Source organism: Oculatella sp. FACHB-28, from assembly GCF_014696015.1.
In the GTDB taxonomy this organism is placed as follows: Bacteria; Cyanobacteriota; Cyanobacteriia; order Elainellales; family Elainellaceae; genus JAAUTN01.
This window is the reverse complement of record NZ_JACJPJ010000062.1, coordinates 1-21109: the sequence shown is the minus strand read 5'-3', so window position 1 is coordinate 21109 and position 21109 is coordinate 1. Positions and strand designations below refer to the sequence as shown.

Sequence of the window (21109 nt, the reverse complement as noted above, 5' to 3'; positions counted from 1 at the left end):
TGCTCGCTTGCCTTGTTCTCGCAGACGAATTGCTTGTTGGCGCAAGTAGTCTTGGGTAGTGGGATTGAGTAATCGAGCGTCTGGCTTATTCATACTCCGATTCTACCGATTTTGCCTCTCGTCCTGTAGGCTCTTCGATTGCCGGGTTAATAACTGAATCCCGTTCCTTCAAACAATTAAACGATCGCTTCTTGCAATTTAAGCTTATTCAATAGGTTGCGATTGCTCTTACAACTCTTCAATCAATTGTAAACCTAACTTGCTCTTGTCAAACTCTGATTGCATTTCCAAGAGACTGATTTTAAGCTCCACTACTGCTCATGCAATGGGCAGTTGACTCAAAAGCACATGCTATATATCTTCTATGTCGCTTTTTTGCTACAAGAGCGATCGCCATCAATTGATTTTGACCAGATGCACTTGACCCAGATATACCTAGATTCATACTAGGGGCATCAGTTGTACTGAAAATTTTGTAGTCAAACTTTGAAGAGTAGTTAGTGGAGGCAAGTTTACCAATCTGTTGGGAAATAGCAGGAAAATGTCAAGTACCATAAGAAAAACTCATAAAGGTGCCTTGCACTTTTGGCAAAGGGTTGCTTTATTTTTACACTTTCGGCGGGTGGATGCTTTATTTGGGTTAAAAAACGAGCGATCGCTCAACGAAAGAAGCAGTGTTTCAGCTTGAACTTTGGCAAAAGGATGCTTTATTGAGCGGCAAAAGCTTGGCTTAAGTCACAACATTTGTGACTTAAAGTCCATTTTTGCCAACATGGCAGATAGATACTTGAATTCTTAAGCGGCAGATGGATAGCTTATTATTACCTGCTGTAAGCCAACTAACGTTAGAAGTTTTGTGACTGGTGAGCAGTCGCCTTGACTCTGGTTGATGCTCTATTCCTGTCTTGAGGAATTACTGCTTTAAACTCCTCAGCATTATGGTCAGTGGCGTGTAAAAGGGAGAATGACTACATTAAGTTAAAACTTTTGCGCTTGCTCTCAATGCAGGTTCTACCGAAACCAGAAGGGTTAGGAGGGCATCGTGCCCGAAAGTCCAAACCCCATTCAATCAGAAATTTCTGGTAGGGTAAAACTGTGTTCCTACTATTCGGATGAAATTCGAAGGAACTGAGTGTAACTTCTGAAACCATGACAAACATTTATCAAGGATCGAGAGTAATTGTAAGCGTCTTATTTTTAGGTAGATACGTAACATTGAGATCGACTTTTAGGTTCAGTCCTCTAAAACTCGGGTTGAGTATGAACTGGTAATCACTTATATTTGAAGTACCGTATTGTTCCAGAAACCTCATCAATTTCCAAATCTCATCAGCATTGATATTGATAGACATCATTACTTTTAACGTTTGAATGGTTTACCTTAGAGATGTACTCCTTGTATTTCTTTGCTAAAGAGGCGATCGCACTTCGCCTCAACTCAGGGAGAGATCGCTGGAACTGAGTAAAGAAGGAGTAAAAGACTGCAACGTCGGTTCCTTGAAGGTAGCCTCCTGGAATTGGTGCCGCTGCTCACAAAGGGCTTGATAGACAACTTTGTACTGCCCAAACAACGTCATGTCCCTTGAGGTGCTGTTGCGGTAACCCTGGCTCTTGTAGTTTCTTACTGGTTTCAGTGATGCCGGCAGCAGCGTCTTCGTTATTCAGCTGTGGTATAGAACCATTTGCAGTAAAGGCAGGAATCTTGACTGGCATTAAGCGCAGGAGGCTGACAAGTGTCAACCAATTACGAAGTAATAAGCGCATAGAGACTGTCCTCAAGATTTCAGAAGCTTGTTGGAGAGTTTAGGGTAAACTGCCTAATTAGCTAGAGAGAAGCGATCGAATTAGCGGCTAACATCAGGACCAGTCTGAGAGCCTGTATCACTGCGATGCACTAGCCACACTAGGAGCAAAGCAACAGCAGCAGGAAGGGCTTGAGTTACCAGAATTGACGGTCTTACTGTAGCGGCACCGTAGATACCAGCAATGATGGCGCAAGCTAGAAGAAACACTTTGATTGCAAACCCTTCCCGTCTTGCCAGCAATCCCCACAAAAGTCCAACTGCCAGAAAGCTATTGTAAAGCCCCATATTGGCAGCGAGAGGCGCTGTAAAGTTGGCTTGCTCTTGAGTTAAGTCAAAGAGGTTTCGAACAAAGGGTGTCTTCCAGAGAAACATTTCCAGTGTGAAAAAGCCAATATGTAGCAGGGCTACAATCCCAACAAGCAAGGTAGAGAGAGTTTTCATGGCAAAAGCTAGTATGTAAACGATAGGGAAAAATAGCTTCAAAGGGTACTAGAGGCGTTTGTTCCTATCTGCTACGGAAGCGTTTGTTCCACCTGATTCTAAAGCGACTATAGCTTCAATTTCGCCCTTAGCTTCATTTATGAGCTTCTTCACTTGATTGAAAACTTCAAGATCGAGTTTTCCGCCTTCAATTTTGATGGTATCTGCACCTAAGGGGGACGTAGCTATGCTCTTTATTGTCTGCTCTAGTGTTTTGAAAGGCCCAGTAATTCTGTCTCCTATTTGGAGATCAATCCCTTTAACTTCGTTCAACAGGTTCCATACTTCCTTGAAGTCATTCTGTTGTAAAACAACAGCCTTATCCGTTGGAAACTTTAAAGCGTTCGGTTCTTCTGCGACAGTCTCTGAATCCTCTCTCAGTTTTTTCTCGATCTCTCCTAGCTTTGTTGCAGCGTTTTCCAATATCCCAAGAATCAATTGAGCGCTCTGTATTAACTTTGCCCGCCTAAACGGTTCTTGTGCAATTTCAATTTCTTTTTCAGCTACAGCTACAGCTACAGCTTTTTGTTGTTCAGCAATAATTGTTCTAATGCGTTCTTGTAAAGCAATAAAGATAGCAGTACCTGCTGAACCAGCAATTACCGACATACCAAATAGAGCAAAGACACTGGCAGGATTCAGAAACACTATTGCTGCAGGAGCAGCTAAACCACCAACACTCAATCTTGCAAAGATACCAAAATCAATTATGTTTTCACGTCGGGCATCGCGACTGCCAGTATCAGAGGCTCTCAAAGCCCACTCATCGTCACTCGGTCTATGGGGCCACTCAATGTTCCCATTTAGGCTAATTAATTCTGCAACAAACCCTCCTAAAACTCCGGCACCGATAGTTATGAAAAGTAAGATAAAAAATTCTGGCTCAATATATGGTGTGTCTAGCCCCTTAAGTACACCTACTTCACGTATGACAGGTACAACTTCTCCTGTAGCTTTATTTCTTCTGTAATCAACGACATCTCCTTCTCTAAAGGGAGAACTTGATGTAGGAGAGGGAGTAGAACTTGAAGGATTTTGGCAATATGCGGCTGTAGCAGTCAAACTCGTACACAAAACTAATCCTAAAAACGTGCCTATTTTGTATTTCATGGTCTGAAGGGTCTACTTTTCTTGCTTGTAATGTCACTGAACTATGAGAGCCAGAATTACTCGAAGCAGTGCAGAGACAAGTGTTCAAAACAAACTTTCAGGTGATGTTTCCATCAAATGATCTAGCTCTGCTTCCGACTAAAATTGAATTGATTGATTGAGAATCATTAGATTTGGGACATGTGTAGCTCAGGTTGAAGTACGAAGCCCAAGGGATAAACAGATGAACGTCGCGAATGAATATGCACTATGAGCGATCGCTCTTCAAATCTTCAGTTAATTGGAGGTAATCGCTATGCTCAAAAACCTTTATAAAGGAACTGGCAAATTACCAAAAGCAGTTAGGTTAGCGACACCAAGCTTTCCAAGTGTTTGAATTCCAACTTTTCCATCTACCAGACTTGGAGAGAAGCCTTGAGCTTTCTGAAAAGCTTTTACTGCATCTTCCGTCTTTTTCCCAAAAATTCCATCTACTTCTCCTGGATCATACTTTACAACATTCAATTTCTTCAGAAGGACTTGAATTTTGAAAACATCTGGACCTTCATCACCTAGCTTGTTAATAGCATAATGAGTGCCTCGAAGGGCTTCAGCTATTGACGTATCTGTGATCCTTAAACCTTCAAAGAAGAAGAATGTCTCGCCAGCAAAACCTTTATCGCGATTGAGCTTGATAGCTTTTTGAAGGTGGTTTGGATCGTTGTTAGCAGGTTGTTGTGGATCTTCACCAATCCGATAATCGCCTAATTTTATGAGCACTCCAGGTGAAAGCTTAGCTATCTGGGTAGTTGATAAACTGTTAACCTCTCTTGCGACCAAATCTTTATATTCACTAAATGTTTTACGATAGAGCTGTGGATGCATCATATCAACTAGCTCGAGCCAAGCTTTGGTATCTTGGAGGTAATTTCCAAAGCCGAAGTCTCTAGGATGAGGAGCCATAGATATTAGCAGTTTCTTACCTTTATTTGTTTCTACTTGTCTAACTTGCTCACAGAGATTCTGTAAAAATTTAGTTAAGACATCAGCACGAAATTCCATCCACTTCGGATCTGTGCCCGCAGGTATAGTATTTGGTGGTTTGCCGTGCTTCTGGTTGAAATGCTTGGCAGTATCCTGGTCATAACCCTCTACTGGAAAGGCTGGAAGACGATCGTCCCCCTGAATTCCATCAACATCATACTTCTGAAGAACCTCAACCATGAGTTCAATCATGAAATCTTGAACCTCAGGATTGAGTGCATTCATCCATTTGAAGCCTACATCACCAACATTTTGGGGATGAGGCTTAATTAGAGGTTGCCCACTATGATTAACAGCCGCAAAATTGGGTTTCTCGTCAAGAATATGTTTACCAAATTCCTGCTCTTGTAACTCTCCTCCATCAGTTCTAATTTTTTGAACTGCAGAGGCAGCGAAACCATACTCAAACCAGGGAATGACTTTTAACTTAAATTTTCTAGCTGCTTTGACGATCTCTTCCAGCGGGTCTCGCGCTGGCACTTGATACAGCGGATCAATCTTGAAGGCAGACCCAAAATGTTGCTCCATCACATCGCTTGGGTAAAGGGTATATCCCTTATTCCAAACAACTGGAAATACTACATTGAATCCAGTTTTAGACAGAAGCTCGATCGCTGCGTCAATATTGTTTTTGGAATGATACACATCACTGTCTACGTTGGTTAGCCAAACACCACGTACTTTTTTCATTGAAAAACCTCCTATTCAAATGATGTGAGCAGTAACTTCTTACTGATTGAGCTTTTCAAATGTTGCTGGATCAACAATTCCAGTAATCGGAAGATTATTATCACCCTGAAATCGTGTTACGGCAGACTCGGTGTTTGCACCAAAGTCACCATCTGTTCCTGAAGGTCCAACGTCATACCCTTTCATAATTAACAATTGTTGAACTTGACGCACTACTTCACCTGTATCACCTCGGTTAATTAGATTGTCAAACAAAGAGCTGCTTCTGATTTGTGAATAGTCACCTGTGGCAAATGCTTTTAATGCATCAGTAGAACCGTTGAACCAGTTCAAATCAACATTTCCGTTGATTCCTTTCACTTTCCCTTTGTCGGTATATTGCCAGATAGCACAAGTTTTCCAACGTCCTGGCACCCAAGGTTTTCCTCGTGTATAGTGAGCCACCCACAGTGGATAATCGGCAAATTGAGCATTTACACTTAAGTTGGTGTCTCCATAGCTAGCCCCTGTATAGATGATTGCTTTACGTCCGGTTTCTGCTTCTACCTTTGCCAGCCATATTAGGCAACGTTCACGAATAACATCACTACTGACTCCATCCTTAACCTCAATGTCAAGAACAGGCGATAGGTCATTTACTTCAAGTCCTCCAGTTGAATCAAGAGCTTGAAGAAAGTTATCAGCTTGTTCTTCTCCAGTTCTAGTTGGTCTAAAGAAGTGATAAGCACCTCGCAAAATATCAGCTGATTTTGCGTCTCGCCATTTATCTTTAAACGTACTAGCCCTAAAAGATTTGCCTTCCGTAGCTTTGATCAGAGCAAACTTAATTCCCTGACTTGCTACAGTAGACCAATCAACAAGAAGTTGGTGATCGGAAACATCAATACCTGGTACACTCATTCTCAATCTCCTCTGGTTAAAGCTTAGATACCGTACTTACTTGCCAGTGCAGTTAAATCGCTGCTACTCAAAATTTTTGCAACCTCAAAGTGCATTCCATCTTTCCGGCTTTTGAAATGACCACCCCAATAAAAACCGTAGTCGTTAGCAATCGGTACTAGAAGCCGAACAGAGCCTTCTTTACCTATAAAAGCGGGGGTATGACCTAAAGGGTTCCACTTTGCATTGATATCAAATGCTGAGCCGAAAGCGTGATTACTCAATTTGCTGAAATCCTTTACAAGTGGAGCACCACGAATTAGGCGAGGAACAAAACTTCCATCGAACTTCAGAACTAACTTAATGAGGTCTTGCGCCTGCCAAGCTTTCCATAGACCCTGCAATTGTGGAGCAGCATTTTTGTGAAACTTCATTTGCCCACTTGGGCGAACAGGTTTTAGTTCTGGAATATCAACCGAAATAATATTATCCTCAGCCCAAGTGCCAAGAACTTTGATATTCTCGCGGTTGCTTGGAACCGAGTCCAGTTCAAAATCAAATCTACCAAAAACTGCCTGCCGATCTGTTGTTCCAACTAGTGGAAGAAAGCTAGGTTTACTAGGGAAGTCAGGATCAAATTCAATACCATCAAATCCTTCAGCTAACGCTTTGCTATAGGTTTGTGCTCCAACAATGCCGTCTAATTCCAACCCATGAGAATGCTGATATTCTTTTGTTGCATCCTCAGTATCTCGTCCAAAAATTCCATCCGCTTGATCAAGTAAACCTTTACCGATCAGAAAATTTTGCCATATTGTAACAGCATCGCCTCTGCTACCACGACGTAAAACGGGAAGTGCCATAAGTTCCTCAACAAAAACTTCAAAATTTCAGAATTCAAACATCAATAATTGGATCAAAGCCATCTTCTACAGCTTGAACATAAGTTGTAGAATCAACTATTCCACTGGAAACCAATCCCTTGTTGATTTGATAGGTTCTGGTTCCCTGAGTAGTCCCAGGTCCATAGACTCCATCTAAAGCCATCGACGCAGGATCGAGCTTTATTCCTTGATTTCGACTCAAGAATTTTTGCCATCTTCTGACTTCCTGACCACGACTACCCATTTTCAAAACAGGAAATTCCATAGTGTTACCTCTTACAACAATTCAAGCTGGACCGTAGATATAACTTTCAAAGTAACCTTTGATTTTTTTATGAGCTTCTTCAGGAGTTAAGAACTCATTACCGAGAGTGACTTCAGTAGATTTACCTTTGAAGGTTATTTCGAGACTCATAGAAATTCTCGTAATCTCTACTAAAATTTCTCGCAATCCGATAATCTCCTCGAGTAGATTACCTTCAACTAAATCAAATCCCTCTTTAGCAGCCTGATCATACGTTGTCTTTTCAACAAGTCCATCTCGCCTCCTAAAGAGTCTACGTTCGCGCTGATATTTAGTAGTAGCCTCTAATGTTTTCGCTTTAAAGATTCCGTCGATCTCTGCCTGATAGAATCCTTGAGATTGCAAAAACTTTTGCCAGTGTGCAACGGCATAGCCCGTTCTACCTCTAAATAGAGTTTGTCCCTCGAATCCTGTTTGAAATACCATGTTGACTACTTTGCCTTGTGTTCAATTGCTAGGCGTACAAATTAAGGTAGTTCCTCAGTTACAACTCGACGTAAGATTTCTGTCACAGCAGCAGCCATTTTCGCGTCAATCCGAGCAGCTTGAGCGTCACTGCTACCAGGAGGATTTTTATCTATTCGTAATGCCATCGTTAAAGTTCTAAGTTTAGGTGTAACAAATATATGCTCATCAACGAATTGAACAAATGCAACATATATCAGTGCTTCTTGCCCGTAGCCGAGCTTTGACAAAATAACCGGAGATGAAATTACATTCTCTAAACCTAAAGTTTCAATGGCTACATCCACATAGCGGGCTTTATCTGTTCCTAGTGCTGCAATGAACGGCTGAAGGCTACCCCACTCAACATCTTTTAATTTTTTGGATAGTGGCAGAAGTTTATGCCAGCCCACCATAGACATCAAACGAGCTAAATCATAAACAGAAACATCATTATCACGACCCAAAATAACGTTAGGAGCAATTAAAAGTTTCTTATTGCTTGAAGGATCGAAAAGCTCTGGAAGATTGATTGAAGCAGGTACTCCATAAGGTCCTTCAAAATTTAAGTCTGGTCTGGTGTTACCACTTTGTTCTCTCATCCATTTTTCAATTTGATTAGGAGCCGAAAAATGTTTGAATGTTCGTGCTAAAGCATTTGAGTGAGGAACACCACCTCTATAGCTGACAATATCTACAAGAGCAGCAGAGAAACGAAAAGTCGTATTTACTATTCCTTGATTCTGGATTAATAAGTTCTCGACATTATCTGGTGAATTGTCTCCAAGTTGAGATAATACATTTAGGATAGGAATGATTTTAGTTGAACTTAAACACTCGTCCGCTCTCAGTTCATTTCTGCCTAACCAAGCAGTGTCGAGGTCTCCAGCATTTAAGTGCCCGATGGTCACACAAGCCTCTGTAATTTCTGAGTCAAGAAAATTGAGGACGGTTGTATCAATAGAAGGAAGTTTACCTCGATCGGGATAAGGATCAAACCTGAGACTTGGATGAGAGACTGTAGGGATGCCCAAAGAAGCCGTCACATCTAGTCGGTTTGAATATTCTGGAATGCCTACCTTGTAAGCGGTTGTTTCTACACCCATATCTAAGAAAGCAAGCTTACTATCTGTTGCTCCTACAAAATCTTCAATGTCTTTGAACTTCTTGAAAATTTGAGGTGTATTGCTTCCTCGAACTTCTAGAACTTCAGGAATTTGAGCAGTGCTAACCAAAGCTTGGGCAATGTTTGGATCAAGCTGAATTGGACTTGAGTGAGAAATCCCTCCTATCTGACAGAAATCGACTAATGCCCTCTGACTACGAGAACCAAAGTTTCCGTCAATTAACTTTCCACCCGGATATAATCCCAAAGCTTTCAATTTTTTCTGAATCTTCTTTGCTAATACTGGATTAGCGTTGATTGCTGCAACATCTAACACCTGGCTACCTAAAGCTACGCTTTGTAGTGCGGACTCCCCACTGATATCCTGAACTGCATCATCAAGTTCAGCTTGAGAAATTGGGCCTACAATTCCGTCAGAAACTAGCCAAACCCGTGACCTTTGAAATGAAATTACAGCATCACGAGTTTGAGTATCGAAAGTGCCACTTGTTGATCCGGGATTAAAACCAAGTTTGGTTAGGGTCCTTTGTAGAGCCACGACCTCAGTCCCGGATGAGTCTAGTTTTAGAACTGCCATAAAACATGCCAACTGTTCAAAATTCTGTTGTTTCTTAAACCCACTAGTACAAATCTAGACTGTACAGGTTGCTCACAAACCGAGTTCTGAACGAGTAACAGGACCTACAATTCCGTCTGGCTTCAGTCCTATCTTCTTCTGAAACTCCTTAACAGCAGTTTCTGTGTCTGGTCCGTATATTCCATCTAGCTCAACAGCAATTTCTGCTTGCTTTAATGCTTCTTGTACTTTACGAACGTCCTCACCCTGCATAAAAGGGCGTTTCAAACGAAGCAACCTAACTTCATTGACCTCAGCCGAAGACAAGCTATTTGGGGTCAAAGTTTCTTCATCAATCAAAAGACCCCGCACATTGAATGACAGTGTTAAATCCCAGTTTTCAGCAGCAATCAACTTCTTGAATGTATCCATGCGATAAACAGTTTTACGAAGGAGTGGGACAGTTGAATGTGTAGCTAACCAATTACGTCTAACATCAACGTAGTGGGTGATCCACTGTTGCTCACCGATGTCAGAAACCTTGCCGAACGTTTCAATCGTACGATCGCGCATCCTACCCCATGATCCATGAACAGTACCGTCATAGACTACTGCTGTTCCTAAAGGAGTGAAAACCTCTAAAGTGGTTGCTTGTTTTACCGCAGGATTCCAATAGACACGATCAAAAAAAGCATCTTGGGTATTTTGCATCACTGGATCGTTACCTGCTTTACGTAGCAGATTGTGCAACTTTATATCGTTGTTCAATCTCCGCTCTCGCTCCTCCAGTCCATCTAGATAAGGCATTAATTCATCAGCAAAAGCTGCTTCTTCTGCTTCGCAGTAATCCTTAATAAGTAGGAAGAGATTTCTACTGTTAAGCGTTGTTTGCGCTTTTCCATACGTTAATCCACCTGGATCACCTGGTACAGAGACAACGCTCGTATAATCTCCCAGAACTTTGCTAGTTTCGAAAATGTTGATGATCGCTTGTGCAGCGCGCTTTTGCAAATCTGTCAGCATACTTTCCTCGCTTAGCGTTAATACTGTTTACCCTCAACTTCATTGCCGTTCTAGAGGGCTTCTAAATATGCAGAAAATTTTCTAGACAATAGATTCGCTATTGTTAAGCTAATAGGATTCGGCGAGTATTTGGTCCCACTTTGCCATCTACAACCAACCCCTTATCTTTTTGGAAGGCTTCGACAGCTTCTACAGTCTCCGTATCGTAAAATTTGTTCACCTTACCAGCATCTAAGAATCCCGCTTCTACTAAAGCCTCTTGCACAACACGCACATCTTCACCCTCCAAGAGTGGAGTGGTTAGCTTAAGCAATCTAAACAAAGGAAAACCATCGCTCGGAGATTTATTCATCCGTTTAGCAGTTTCACCACCAAAATCTCCGTCAACTTCAATTTGATCATCAGAGTTGTGTTTGTTCCAAAGTCTCTGAAAAGCTTTTACCCCGATATTTCCAATATCACCACGTCCTCCGTCAAAGCTGAAATGCCAGGGGTCGTTGGGTAAATCATCTCCTAAATATTGCCAACCATAGCGCTCAAGGATTCTAATCCAGTCAGGATAGTTATCAACATCGAGAGCTAAACCATCCTCATGAGGACTTAATCCTGGTTTTGCTGCTTTGCCAACTATTCCCTTTAGGTGTAATTGATATAAGATGTGTTGCTGGGCAACGGTGCGATAGGCTGAGTTAATAACTAACTTTTTGTCCTGATTATCTCGAAGAGCAGCTCGAAGGGCTTCTTTAGCTGATAGCTGAAGCACGGGGTTGACCTTACGTCCCGGTTCGCCCGTCTTAAATACCATATTTTCTAAATCATCGAAGCTAAAAAGTACATTCCCAAATTCAGCAATAGAGTTCATCTCAGTAATAATCTGGCGGCTCAGCCCAGCAACACGCCCTGTATCTACAACACCTGTGTCAATGACATTTTTGACAAATTCCATAACCGTTCCTCAGGAGTATGTTGGTTTTCCTCAAGATTCAGACGTTATTCTGAATTACTTTCAAAGAACTTATAGAGATCTAACGCCTCTCTATAAGTTTTCGTGAGATTGTCGTTACCAGCGATTGTGCCAGTTTGCCTGGTAAGCCTGACCGGTACCAACATGCTGATAGCACTTTTCAGATTGCCCATCGTGATTGTTATTGAGAGATGCTTGAAACGGAGGAAACGGGCTTTTTGGATGTCAGTCATTCCCCCTAAAAATTTCATCATCTAAAACTGGCTTTCCTACGAAGCGAGATGACTTAAAGATCTCAAGTTTGGTCTCCATCAACACTCAGATTCCTAAGCAGGGGAGGCTGCAAGCAGTAACGTATTTGAGTACAAGGTTAACTGGCACTGCTACAGTTCGTCAGTCGGGGGAAGGTCGGATAAAAGTCGGATCAGAGGACAGAGAATTTACTGAGAAGTTTAGTTAAATCTAGATACAAATTAGAAACAATACTGACCAGATTTCCTGAGGATAAGGCTTCAGTATGATAGATTTTCCATGAGGAGGAATTTAGCCTTTGATTGCTTTTGCTTTACTAAAAGCAATCAAGAGCGTGATCGCTCTAACTATTTCGGGTGTCGAATGAAACGTAGTAGTACAGTAGCTTTGTTGTGTTAGTGGAGCCAAGGAAGTTGGAATTGTGACGGCTGATGAAGAGTTGGAGTTTTTAGAACAGGTCCTAGCACCAGGACAGTTAAACAAAGTTCAAAAACTTGTATTTCAACAGGCTTGGGAAGGGTACTCCTACAAAGAGATTGCTGACAACTTCGGCTACACACTTGGTTACATCAAAGACACAGGCTCTGAAATGTGGCAGCTTCTTTCCGAAACACTAGAAGAGAAAGTTACACGACGGAATTTTCAAACGGTGTTAAAGCGTGCAATAAGGCAGAAAAGCCAATCCTCTACTACGCTGTGGAATCCGAGGCACCCAAGATTTGAAGATAAGAAAGCGCATCTTACTGACCCTGAATTTGAGCAACTATCAACAAACTCTTATCCCTCTGCTCTTTTGCTTACCCATTGCGACTGGGGAGAAGCGATCGATGTTTCGGCGTTCTACAATCGCGTCGCGGAGTTGGTAACTCTGGAACAGTGGATTCAGCAAGATCACTGTCGCTTGGTGAGTATCTTGGGAATGGGAGGAATTGGCAAAACGGCTCTGTCCGTCAAATTAGCCGAACAAGTGCAGGACGAATTTGATTATGTAATCTGGCGTAGTTTGCGACACGCTCCCTCTCTGCACGATTTGTTAGCCGACTTAACTCCGTTTCTCTCAAACCAACAGGAGGTAAAGTTACCGGAATCAGTTGATAGCCAGATCTCGTGCTTGATGAAATATCTGCGCCAGCATCGCTGTCTACTAGTATTAGACAATTTGGAATCGATCCTCCAGAGCGGTAAACGCACAGGACAGTATCGTCAGGGCTACGAAGTCTATGGTCAGTTGATTGCGCGAGTTAGTGATGAGCGACACCAGAGTTGTCTGGTGTTGACTAGTCGAGAAAAACCCGCAGAAGTCAGCATTCGAGAGGGGGATACGCTACCTGCTCGATCGTTACATCTCACGGGGCTACAATCTTCTGCAGGACAGAGGATTCTGAATGAAAAAGGATTGATTGAATCCGATGCCGATTGCTATCAGTTGATTGAACACTACAACGGTAATCCTTTAGCTTTGAAGGTTGCTGCCACGACGATTCGATCGCTGTTTAACGGCGATATTGGAGCGTTCTTGAACCAGGGAACAGTTGTTTTTGGTGACATTAGTGAGATCCTTGACCAGCAATTCAGCCGTCTCTCTGAACTCGAACAGCAAGTGATGTACTGGCTAGCTATCTCCCGTGAATGGGTCACACTGGAGGAGTTGCAAGAAGATATTGTACCCAAAGCCTCACAGCGGGAGCTATTGGAGTCCTTAGCATCGTTGCAAGCACGATCGCTGATTGAAACCAATGCCGCTGGTTTTTCTCAGCAGCCCGTCGTGATGGAATACATGACCGAGCAGATGGTGAAACGATTTTATGATGGCATTTCTGCCCATGAACTGACTTTCTTCAACCATTATGCCCTGATTAAGGCCCAAGCGAAGGATTATATTCGGGAAGCCCAAATCCGTTTAATTCTACAACCGGTTAAAGAGAAGCTTTTGGCCGCGTTTGCGAATCAGCACAACCTCGAAAACCATCTCAGCCGCTTTTTAGTCTTTCTACATGACAAGTCACTCGGAAGCGGTTATGCAGCAGGAAATTTGCTGAATTTATTCTGGCAGTTGCATAGTGATGTGTGCGATCGTGACTTCTCCAATCTTTCCATCCGACAAGCCTACCTCCCCAAAGTCACCCTGCATCAGGCCAACTTTGCTCACTGCAAAATTGAGCAATCGGTCTTCGTTGAAACCTTTGGAGGGGTTACTTCTGTTGCTTTCAGTCCAGATGGTAAACGGTTAGCCAGCAGTGATACCAGTGGTGAAATTCAGATTTGGGAAATTCCCAGCGGCAAACAGCTTGTCATCTGCAAGGGGCACAAACACTGGGCCTGGTCCACTGCCTTTAGCCCAGATGGTCACTACCTTGCCAGTGCTAGTGATGACTATCTCGTCAAACTTTGGGATGTTCACACGGGGGATTGCCTAAAAACCTTCGTTGGGCACACCTACTCGGTGAATGCGATCGCCTTCAGCCCTAATGGACAATATATCGCGACCAGTTCTCAAGATGCCACGATCCGGTTATGGAATCTCCAGTCCCCTGCAGATTTATCCCAAGCAATTGCCTTCAAAAGTCGCTTCGGGGTCGTTAATGACTGTATCCAATTACTAGGGCATCAGGGGCGCGTGTGGTCTATTGCCTTCAGTCCTGATGACACAACGTTAGCAAGCTGCTCTGAAGATCAGACCATCAAGCTCTGGAATTGGAGTACAGGGCAATGCTTGAAGACCTTGAATGGACATCAAGGTTGGGTGAAATCGGTCGCGTTTAGTCCTAAGGGAAAACAGTTAGCGAGTGGGAGTTTTGACCATACGGTTAGACTTTGGGATGTAGAGACAGGTAATTGTCTGAGAACATTGAGTAGTCACACGAGCACCATCACGACGATTGCATTTAGTCGTGATGGAGATGTCCTCGCCAGCAGTAGCTATGATGAAACCGTCAAGCTGTGGAACGCCACAACTGGACAATGTATCAAAACGTTGCACGGTCATAGCAATCGCATATGGTCTGTTGCCTTTAGTCCTACCAGTCAATGGCTAGCGAGTGGAGGGGATGATCATGCTGCCAAACTGTGGAATGTGGAAACTGGGCAGTGTATCAAGACCATCAAGGGACATACGAATTCGGTCATGGCGGTCGCCCTGAGTCCTGAGGGTCATCACTTGGCCAGTGGGTATGAAGACCAAACTATAAGGATATGGGATGTTTCTGCCGAAACATGTGTTCAGATACTGTACGGACACACCAATCGAGTCTGGTCAGTTGCCTTCGATTCTCAGCCAATTAGGAATGGTAACAGCGCAGAGGGAATTACCTTGGCGAGTGGCAGCGCTGATCGCACCATCAAATTGTGGAATTGGAAAACTGGACGTTGCCTCAAAACATTACAAGGTCACGATAGCTGGGTTTGGTCTGTTGCTTTCCATCCTCAAGGACAGCATTTGGCCAGTGCTAGCTACGATCGCACCATCAAACTTTGGGATGTGGACGCAGGCAAGTGCATCCAAACCCTTGAGGGACATACAGCTCCTGTCGTTTCAGTTGCATTCAGCCCCAATGGGGAATGGATAGCCAGCAGTAGCTTTGACACTACGATCAAGCTCTGGAATATTCAAACCGGGCACTGTTTGAAAACGCTACTGGGGCACAGCAACAGTGTTTGGCAGGTGAACTTCAGTCCAGATGGGCAGTATTTGGTCAGTTGTAGTTTTGACCAAACCGTCAAACTGTGGGATATCTCAACCGGAGAATGCCTCAAGACATTTGAAGGTCATAGTGGAGCAGTAGTCACCGTAGTCTACAGTCTTGATGGTCAGCACTTAATCAGTGGTGGCTTTGACCAGACGGTTCGATGCTGGGAGATTGTCACTGGAAAATGCAGCCAGGTGATAAAAGGACATACAGGCTTAGTTTCATCAGTAGTGTATCAATCTGCTCCTTTGCCGGCCCATGTTACCAATCAATCGGATGCAACTTCCTTGAAAGCAATTCCTCCTCAAACCACCGCAACACTTTTCAGTGGCAGCTTTGATGAGACGATTAAGCGTTGGAACCTTGAGAGTCGATCGTGCCTAACAACATTGAGAGTTCCACGTCCGTATGAGGGAATGAACATCAGCCATACAACAGGATTGAACGAAGCTCAAAGGACGACCCTGAGGCTGCTAGGAGCCGTTGACGACAAATCATAAAATAAGCTTATAGGAAAGGTTTGAACTTTCGGCAAAGGGTTGCTCTAGATTTGGATTTTCGGCAAAAGGATGCTGGAATCGATCAGAAAACCTGTGCAATCGCTCAACGAGAGAATCAACATCTCAGGCTGCACTTTGGCAAAAGGATGCCTTATTCGGTGGCAAAGGCTTGGCTTAAGTCACAGACCTTTTCTGAAGACTAAAAATCGACATCGGTGAAGAAATCTTCGTCAATGCGTTTAATGTGGAAGATTTCCTTGATACTGACTCCAACATCATGTTCGATCATCAATTGAGTGAGCTTCTGACCATCAATTAGGATGATTTTGCTGTCCCTCAGTTGAGAGGCGTAGGCGATCGCCTGTTGAGTGAAGGTTGAGGTGGTTAGAAATACGCCTTTACGAGCACCAACTCCAGCCAAGGCTCCCTGAAAGGCTTGGACTTTCTCTCTACCCACTGAGTTTTCCCAGCGTTTTGCTTGGACATAAATGACATCTAGCCCCAGTTTGTCTTCTTTGATGGTGCCGTCGATACCACCGTCAGGTCCACGGGGAACGCCTTCAACATCCTTAAGACTGCCACCATAGCCCATCGCATGAAGCAGCTTTAAGACCAATTCCTCAAACCGTTGAGGTAATAGTTGCTTTACTTTATCGAGCAGTTCATCCTGCAACTCGGCTTCTAAGATGCCAACCGCTTTACTAATTGTTTCTTCAGGCGTTGTTGTAGAGGACGGGGTTTCGCTCGCAACAGGGGGAAGTTGTTCGTCGGGTGCAGATCGCTCGTTAAATTCACGAAATTCCTCAAATCTCTGAAGATAACGATCGTTGATTGCAGGTGGGTTTTCGGCTAAAACAGCCTTGCCTCGCTGAGTAATTTGAACATATCCTCGTTTTGGGCGAGAGAGAAGATTTGCCTTCCGAAGATAAGTACTGGCCCAGCCTACACGGTTATCAAAGATGGATTGTCTACCACTGGGTAATTTGATGGCTCGTTGATCAGAAGTGATATTCAGGTGTTGGGCTAGTTTTTCTCGTAGTCCTGCAATATGGTGTATTTGCCCGTTCTCGGCAGCAAGCTTGAGCAGCGGTAGCATCAATTGATCGTAGGTTGGCAGTATCACGATGCTGCTCCAAATTGAGCTTCAACCGTGTCGTTGAAGGATTGTACGATCGCCACAATTTGGTCTGCATCGTTGTCCTTGAACAGTCCATCTAAACCATCGGGATGAGCTTCGGTGAAGGGTGATTCGTAGAGTTGTCCAGGGTCCATAACCCCGTTTTGAGTTAGGTAATCGATGATGATTTCGATGAAGCGGATTTGGTTAGCCGTTAAGGTACTACCTTCTAAATAGCGGATAAAGGCTTGCTTTGCTGCGTTGCGATCGAGTCCAACCAGCTTACGGACAAACAGCTTTAAACTCAGATTCTTACCGAACACCTTCTCGAATTGCTCCCGACTCTCAATTTCTGTGGAGCCGAAGAGCATAGTTTCCAGAGATCCCAAATCTGATTCGGTGAGGGGTGCGTTGCGTTTGAGTTTAGCGATCGCCACATGGTTTTCGTTAGCTCGAATGTATGCTTCTACTTTTTTGCGATATTGATAGGGGCTGAAACCGGTCTGCTGGTTGGGCACATCTACATCCTGGATTGCTCCCATCTGATCTGCAAAATCGGTGTAGACAATGCGCTGCTCTTGGCGATCGACAAACTTAATCAGATCGCGCAGATCAAGTCTTGCAGCATCAATCATCCAGGGGGTTACATCCATCCACCAGTCTTCGGTTTGAACTTCTTCAATCAGAGGCAGTTTATCTTTGACCATTGGAATTTCGCGCTTTGCCTCTAGTTGACTGAGGAGATCGCGCACTTGGTCACGCATTCTCATGAAATCGTTAGTTCGCTTCAGGACGGAGAGTTGCAGTTTGAAGCAGAGCAAGTCGAATTCTTTGGCGAGGCGATCGCCCGCAGGTAAGCTGTTGGGAAGGGAGGCGAGGGATTCGGTGATAATCTCTACGTCTTCTTCACTAAGTTGGTTCCAGCGATCGCGCTTGGAGAATTCTTCAACCTGTTGTAAACGGCGACGCACCAGGAAGTTTTCTTGCTCCATTGTGGCGACGTGTTGATGGAGATCGTTCAGGAGGGTATTGCGAAGCTTACTTAGCGGAGTTTCAGCACGGATTGTGTCTGTGCCATAGGTTCCACTGGGTTCTGCGGCGATGGAGGGATGCGAGTCTGTTGCTTGAGGGGCGAGGGATTGCTGTAGAAGTTGGGTTAGTTCCAGACGAGCTTTGACGAGGCGACTGGTGAGGGTTTCGGGGAGTTTTTGGTTAGCTTCTAGAATGGCTTGCCTAAAGAAATCGAAGTTGCCACAAAGGTCGAATACTAAAAATTCGGTTTTATGGTCGTCTATGCCAAACAGGTTGGGACACAAACGAGTCCCCCGTCCAATCATCTGGTTGAATTTGACTCGTGAGTAGACAGGTTTGAAAAAGACTAAATTGACTACTTCAGGAACATCTACTCCGGTATCGAGCATATCGACGGAGACGGCGATTGTGGGCTGTTTAGAGGCAACGGAGAAATCATCAAGGATGCTTTCGGCGTAGGAGATGTCGCTGTGGATCACCTGAGCGAATTTGCCTTTGTAGTGGGGATAGTTTGCGTCAAAGCGTTCAACGATGAACTCAGCGTGCTTCTTCGTGCGGGCAAAAATGATGGTTTTGCCGAGGCGATCGCCCCCCTCAACCTTCAACCCTCGCTGCATTAGCAGTTCTAATGCCTGATCGACGGTGCTGATGTTAAAGAGCCACTGGTTGAGAGCAGCAGCATTCACCTGGTCGGGGATGGCTCCGGTTTCCTCATCTCGAAATTTCTCTTCGTACTCTTCTTGCTCTTCAGGAGAAAGGTCGGCATATTTAACCCCAGTACGTAAGAACTTGAAGGGAGCATCGACACCTCTAGCAGGAACGAGGTAGCCATCGTTAACTCCATCTTCGAGTTCGTAGGCAAAGGTGGGGTTGCCTTTTTCCAGTTCAAAGATGCGGTAGGTGTCGCGGTGAACTTCATCACGAGGGGTAGCGGTTAAGCCAATAAGCAGAGCATCGAAGTATTCAAACAGGGCACTGTATTTTTTGTAGATCGAGCGGTGTGCCTCATCGACGATGACCAAGTCGAAGTAGCCTGAACCAAGAATGCGCCCGTTTCCATCTACCCGGTTGATGTAGTTGAGCATCGTGGGGTAGGTGGAGAGAATAACGTTGCCACCTTCAATCTCTTTAGTTTTGGTCAAGTCGATTGGGGTGACGGTGGGGAGGTGGGTTTTGAAGGCGCGGAAGGCTTGGGTCAAGAGGGCGGTGCGATCTGCTAGAAACAGAACTCGCTTGACCCAGTTGGCACGAATCAAGAGATCGACAAGGGCGATCGCAGTCCTTGTCTTTCCAGTTCCAGTTGCCATGACTAGCAGGGCTTTGCGGCTCTTTTGCTGGTCGAAGTTTTCGGTAATGCGGCGGATAGCTTCGGTCTGATAGCTGCGCTCTACGATTTTGGGATCAATCTGCACGAGATGAAGGCGTTTGCGGCTGGTGCGACGAAAAATTAACCGTTCGAGTTCGTCTTTTTTGAGGAAGCCTTGAATGTTGCGTGGAGGATAGCTCTGGTCATCCCAGATCCAATGTTCGTAGCCGTTGGAGTAGAAGATAATTGGGCGCTGACCAAACTGGGCTTCTAGACAATTGGCGTAGAGTTCAGCTTGGCGCTTACCGTCTTTGGAGTCTGTAGTGGTGCGTTTGGCTTCGACCAGGGCTAGAGGTTTGCCGTCATCGCCCCACAGCACGTAGTCCACATAACCTTTGCCTGTAGTGTTGGGCATTCCCTAGACTTCGTATTCTGTCCATCCAGACTGGTGAATGTTCCAGCCCGCTTCTTTGAGCAGGACATCGATCAGGTAGCGACGGGTATCGGCTTCGTGGTAGTCGTGCCTGTCGGGAACGGCTTCATTTTGCTGTTTGAGAGCCGTAATTTCAGCTTGCAGAGCCGCTAGTTGCTCTTCAGTCTGCTGTTGTCGTTCTTCGGCAATGCGGCGCATTTCGGCAGCCTGGGAAAGCTGAGTTTCTAATGCCTGAAGCTGTTGGCGAGAAAGGTCTTGAGAGGCAGCCGCAGGGCGGGGAACAGCCGCCCGGTCAAAGCTGAGGGGAGTTAGCGATTTGCCATCAGGGGCATAGTAGCGGCAGAGCCAGTAGAGAAAGTGAAAGAGTTCTTCAACAATATGAAGCGCATCTCGCTCAGCAATGCTTGTGGAGTCGTGAACGGCAAGATTTCCAACTTTATGGATGCTACGAATCTTCTGAAAAAGTCCTGGTTTCAGGTTGTCTTTGAAGGTCTGCTCGTGGATCAGGGCAGCCAGATTGTTGTCGTAGGGTAGCTTGAGGTAGGGATCGTTGGCATAAAGCCAGTGGACGGCTTGCTCTAGGGTAAAGCGGGCATAGAAGCAACTGGCACGAGGGGCAGAATAGATCAGACTCTCGGCTTGGGTGGCGTGTTTGAAGAGGTCGGGTTGGCGATCGCGCAAGAAATCAAAGTTAGATGCCATTACCCTCTCCAGAAATTGCTTTTACCCCAACATTCCCAATTTTGAGAGAGGAACCGTAAACTTACGGGGATGCAAACGTAACGTCTTCATAAAGGTCTGCGATCGCCCCTTCAAAGTTGATGCTTTCTAGTCGAAAGTCCTGTTTGTCCGTGTAGGACTGCAACACCCATAGCCCTGCTTCGTTGCGGCGGAAGCATTCGACTCGCTGGCGTTTGGTGTTGATCAAAACGTATTCTTGCAGGCTGTCTAGCGTTTGGTAGTCGGCAAATTTGTCGCCCCGATCGAATGCTTCTGTTGAATCGGACAGGACTTCGACAATCAGCCGAGGAAATCGTTTCTCAAGCGGAGTCTCTTGATCGCGGGGATCGCACGTCACCAGGATATCGGGGTAAAAGTAGCGATTGAGCGATTCGATGCGTGCTTTCATATCTGAGATATAGATCCGGCAACCCGTTCCCCGGATGTGGTTACGCAGGAGGGCAAACAGGTTTCCGGCGATCGTCACATGGGCATCGTTTGCCCCAACCATTGCGTAAGTTTGCCCGTCGATGTATTCGTGCTTGACGGGGCTGTGTTCCTCCATCTGGAGGTATTCTTTGGGGGTAAGGTAGGGCTGTGAAGAGGCAATCATGGCTAGGCAGCGATCGAAAGTTTCGGTCTTATCTTTAGGGTAACGATGGTGGCGTTGCACAATAGAAGTATGATGCAATGCTTACACTGTCACTCTAATCAAATCGTGAAGAACGGACGACGCAAGGGTATCCAAAACTATCTTTGCCGTAGTTGTGGTCGT

General features: G+C 44.8%; 13 protein-coding genes and 1 pseudogene. 1 reads left to right on the top strand and 13 read right to left on the bottom strand.

Annotated features, from left to right (window positions below):
- Positions 1-1844: 1844 nt before the first annotated feature.
- The 10 genes from H6F88_RS13290 to H6F88_RS13245 all read right to left on the bottom strand — a co-directional run bounded on the left by H6F88_RS13290 (position 1845) and on the right by H6F88_RS13245 (position 11270).
- Complete coding sequence (locus H6F88_RS13290) at positions 1845-2246, bottom strand: DUF1304 domain-containing protein (protein ID WP_190643230.1); 402 nt, start codon at positions 2244-2246, stop codon at positions 1845-1847.
- A gap of 48 nt (positions 2247-2294) precedes the next feature.
- Positions 2295-3395 (bottom strand): hypothetical protein, encoded by a 1101-nt coding sequence (locus H6F88_RS13285; RefSeq protein WP_190643229.1) that lies wholly within the window; start codon positions 3393-3395, stop codon positions 2295-2297.
- A gap of 309 nt (positions 3396-3704) precedes the next feature.
- A complete protein-coding gene (locus tag H6F88_RS13280; protein WP_190643228.1) occupies positions 3705-5108 on the bottom strand; it encodes a family 10 glycosylhydrolase in 1404 nt (467 codons plus the stop codon).
- A 39-nt stretch (positions 5109-5147) separates the two neighbouring features.
- Positions 5148-6008 carry a GH25 family lysozyme gene (locus tag H6F88_RS13275; RefSeq protein WP_190643227.1) on the bottom strand — a complete coding sequence of 287 codons (861 nt, stop codon included), beginning with the start codon at positions 6006-6008 and terminating at the stop codon, positions 5148-5150.
- A 23-nt stretch (positions 6009-6031) separates the two neighbouring features.
- Complete coding sequence (locus H6F88_RS13270; RefSeq protein ID WP_190643226.1) at positions 6032-6850, bottom strand: M15 family metallopeptidase; 819 nt, start codon at positions 6848-6850, stop codon at positions 6032-6034.
- 34 nt (positions 6851-6884) lie between these two features.
- Entirely contained in the window at positions 6885-7136 is a 252-nt protein-coding gene (locus H6F88_RS13265; RefSeq protein WP_190643225.1) for a peptidoglycan-binding domain-containing protein, read from the bottom strand.
- A gap of 21 nt (positions 7137-7157) precedes the next feature.
- Positions 7158-7601 carry a hypothetical protein gene (locus H6F88_RS13260; RefSeq protein ID WP_190643224.1) on the bottom strand — a complete coding sequence of 148 codons (444 nt, stop codon included), beginning with the start codon at positions 7599-7601 and terminating at the stop codon, positions 7158-7160.
- A 41-nt stretch (positions 7602-7642) separates the two neighbouring features.
- Entirely contained in the window at positions 7643-9322 is a 1680-nt protein-coding gene (locus tag H6F88_RS13255; protein ID WP_190643223.1) for a peptidoglycan-binding protein, read from the bottom strand.
- A gap of 72 nt (positions 9323-9394) precedes the next feature.
- Complete coding sequence (locus H6F88_RS32650) at positions 9395-10324, bottom strand: peptidoglycan-binding protein (RefSeq protein ID WP_199333593.1); 930 nt, start codon at positions 10322-10324, stop codon at positions 9395-9397.
- 103 nt (positions 10325-10427) lie between these two features.
- A complete protein-coding gene (locus tag H6F88_RS13245) occupies positions 10428-11270 on the bottom strand; it encodes a peptidoglycan-binding protein (RefSeq protein WP_190643222.1) in 843 nt (280 codons plus the stop codon).
- A gap of 691 nt (positions 11271-11961) precedes the next feature.
- Here H6F88_RS13245 and H6F88_RS13240 point away from each other — a divergent pair.
- On the top strand, positions 11962-15726 hold the full coding sequence (locus H6F88_RS13240; RefSeq protein WP_190643221.1) for an NB-ARC domain-containing protein: 3765 nt from the start codon (positions 11962-11964) through the stop codon (positions 15724-15726).
- A gap of 199 nt (positions 15727-15925) precedes the next feature.
- On the opposite strand, the gene H6F88_RS13235 is transcribed toward H6F88_RS13240, so the two are convergent.
- From H6F88_RS13235 to H6F88_RS13225, 3 genes and pseudogenes are all read right to left on the bottom strand, one after another.
- Entirely contained in the window at positions 15926-16849 is a 924-nt protein-coding gene (locus tag H6F88_RS13235; protein WP_190643220.1) for a restriction endonuclease, read from the bottom strand.
- Positions 16846-20316: pseudogene (locus H6F88_RS13230) on the bottom strand (DEAD/DEAH box helicase family protein). Before H6F88_RS13230 ends, H6F88_RS13235 begins: the two are co-directional and overlap by 4 nt.
- A 61-nt stretch (positions 20317-20377) precedes the next feature.
- Positions 20378-20947: a Uma2 family endonuclease gene (locus tag H6F88_RS13225; protein WP_190643231.1), complete on the bottom strand. Its 570-nt coding sequence runs from the start codon at positions 20945-20947 to the stop codon at positions 20378-20380.
- Between the last annotated feature and the right edge of the window lie 162 nt (positions 20948-21109).

Coding starts and splice junctions, on each gene's coding strand:
- H6F88_RS13275 (WP_190643227.1), bottom strand. CDS start 6,008: ATGAGTGTACCAGGTATTGATGTTTCCGATCACCAACTTCTTGTTGAT.
- H6F88_RS32650 (WP_199333593.1), bottom strand. CDS start 10,324: ATGCTGACAGATTTGCAAAAGCGCGCTGCACAAGCGATCATCAACATT.
- H6F88_RS13265 (WP_190643225.1), bottom strand. CDS start 7,136: ATGGAATTTCCTGTTTTGAAAATGGGTAGTCGTGGTCAGGAAGTCAGA.
- H6F88_RS13290 (WP_190643230.1), bottom strand. CDS start 2,246: ATGAAAACTCTCTCTACCTTGCTTGTTGGGATTGTAGCCCTGCTACAT.
- H6F88_RS13245 (WP_190643222.1), bottom strand. CDS start 11,270: ATGGAATTTGTCAAAAATGTCATTGACACAGGTGTTGTAGATACAGGG.
- H6F88_RS13280 (WP_190643228.1), bottom strand. CDS start 5,108: ATGAAAAAAGTACGTGGTGTTTGGCTAACCAACGTAGACAGTGATGTG.
- H6F88_RS13285 (WP_190643229.1), bottom strand. CDS start 3,395: ATGAAATACAAAATAGGCACGTTTTTAGGATTAGTTTTGTGTACGAGT.
- H6F88_RS13255 (WP_190643223.1), bottom strand. CDS start 9,322: ATGGCAGTTCTAAAACTAGACTCATCCGGGACTGAGGTCGTGGCTCTA.
- H6F88_RS13270 (WP_190643226.1), bottom strand. CDS start 6,850: ATGGCACTTCCCGTTTTACGTCGTGGTAGCAGAGGCGATGCTGTTACA.
- H6F88_RS13225 (WP_190643231.1), bottom strand. CDS start 20,947: ATGATTGCCTCTTCACAGCCCTACCTTACCCCCAAAGAATACCTCCAG.
- H6F88_RS13260 (WP_190643224.1), bottom strand. CDS start 7,601: ATGGTATTTCAAACAGGATTCGAGGGACAAACTCTATTTAGAGGTAGA.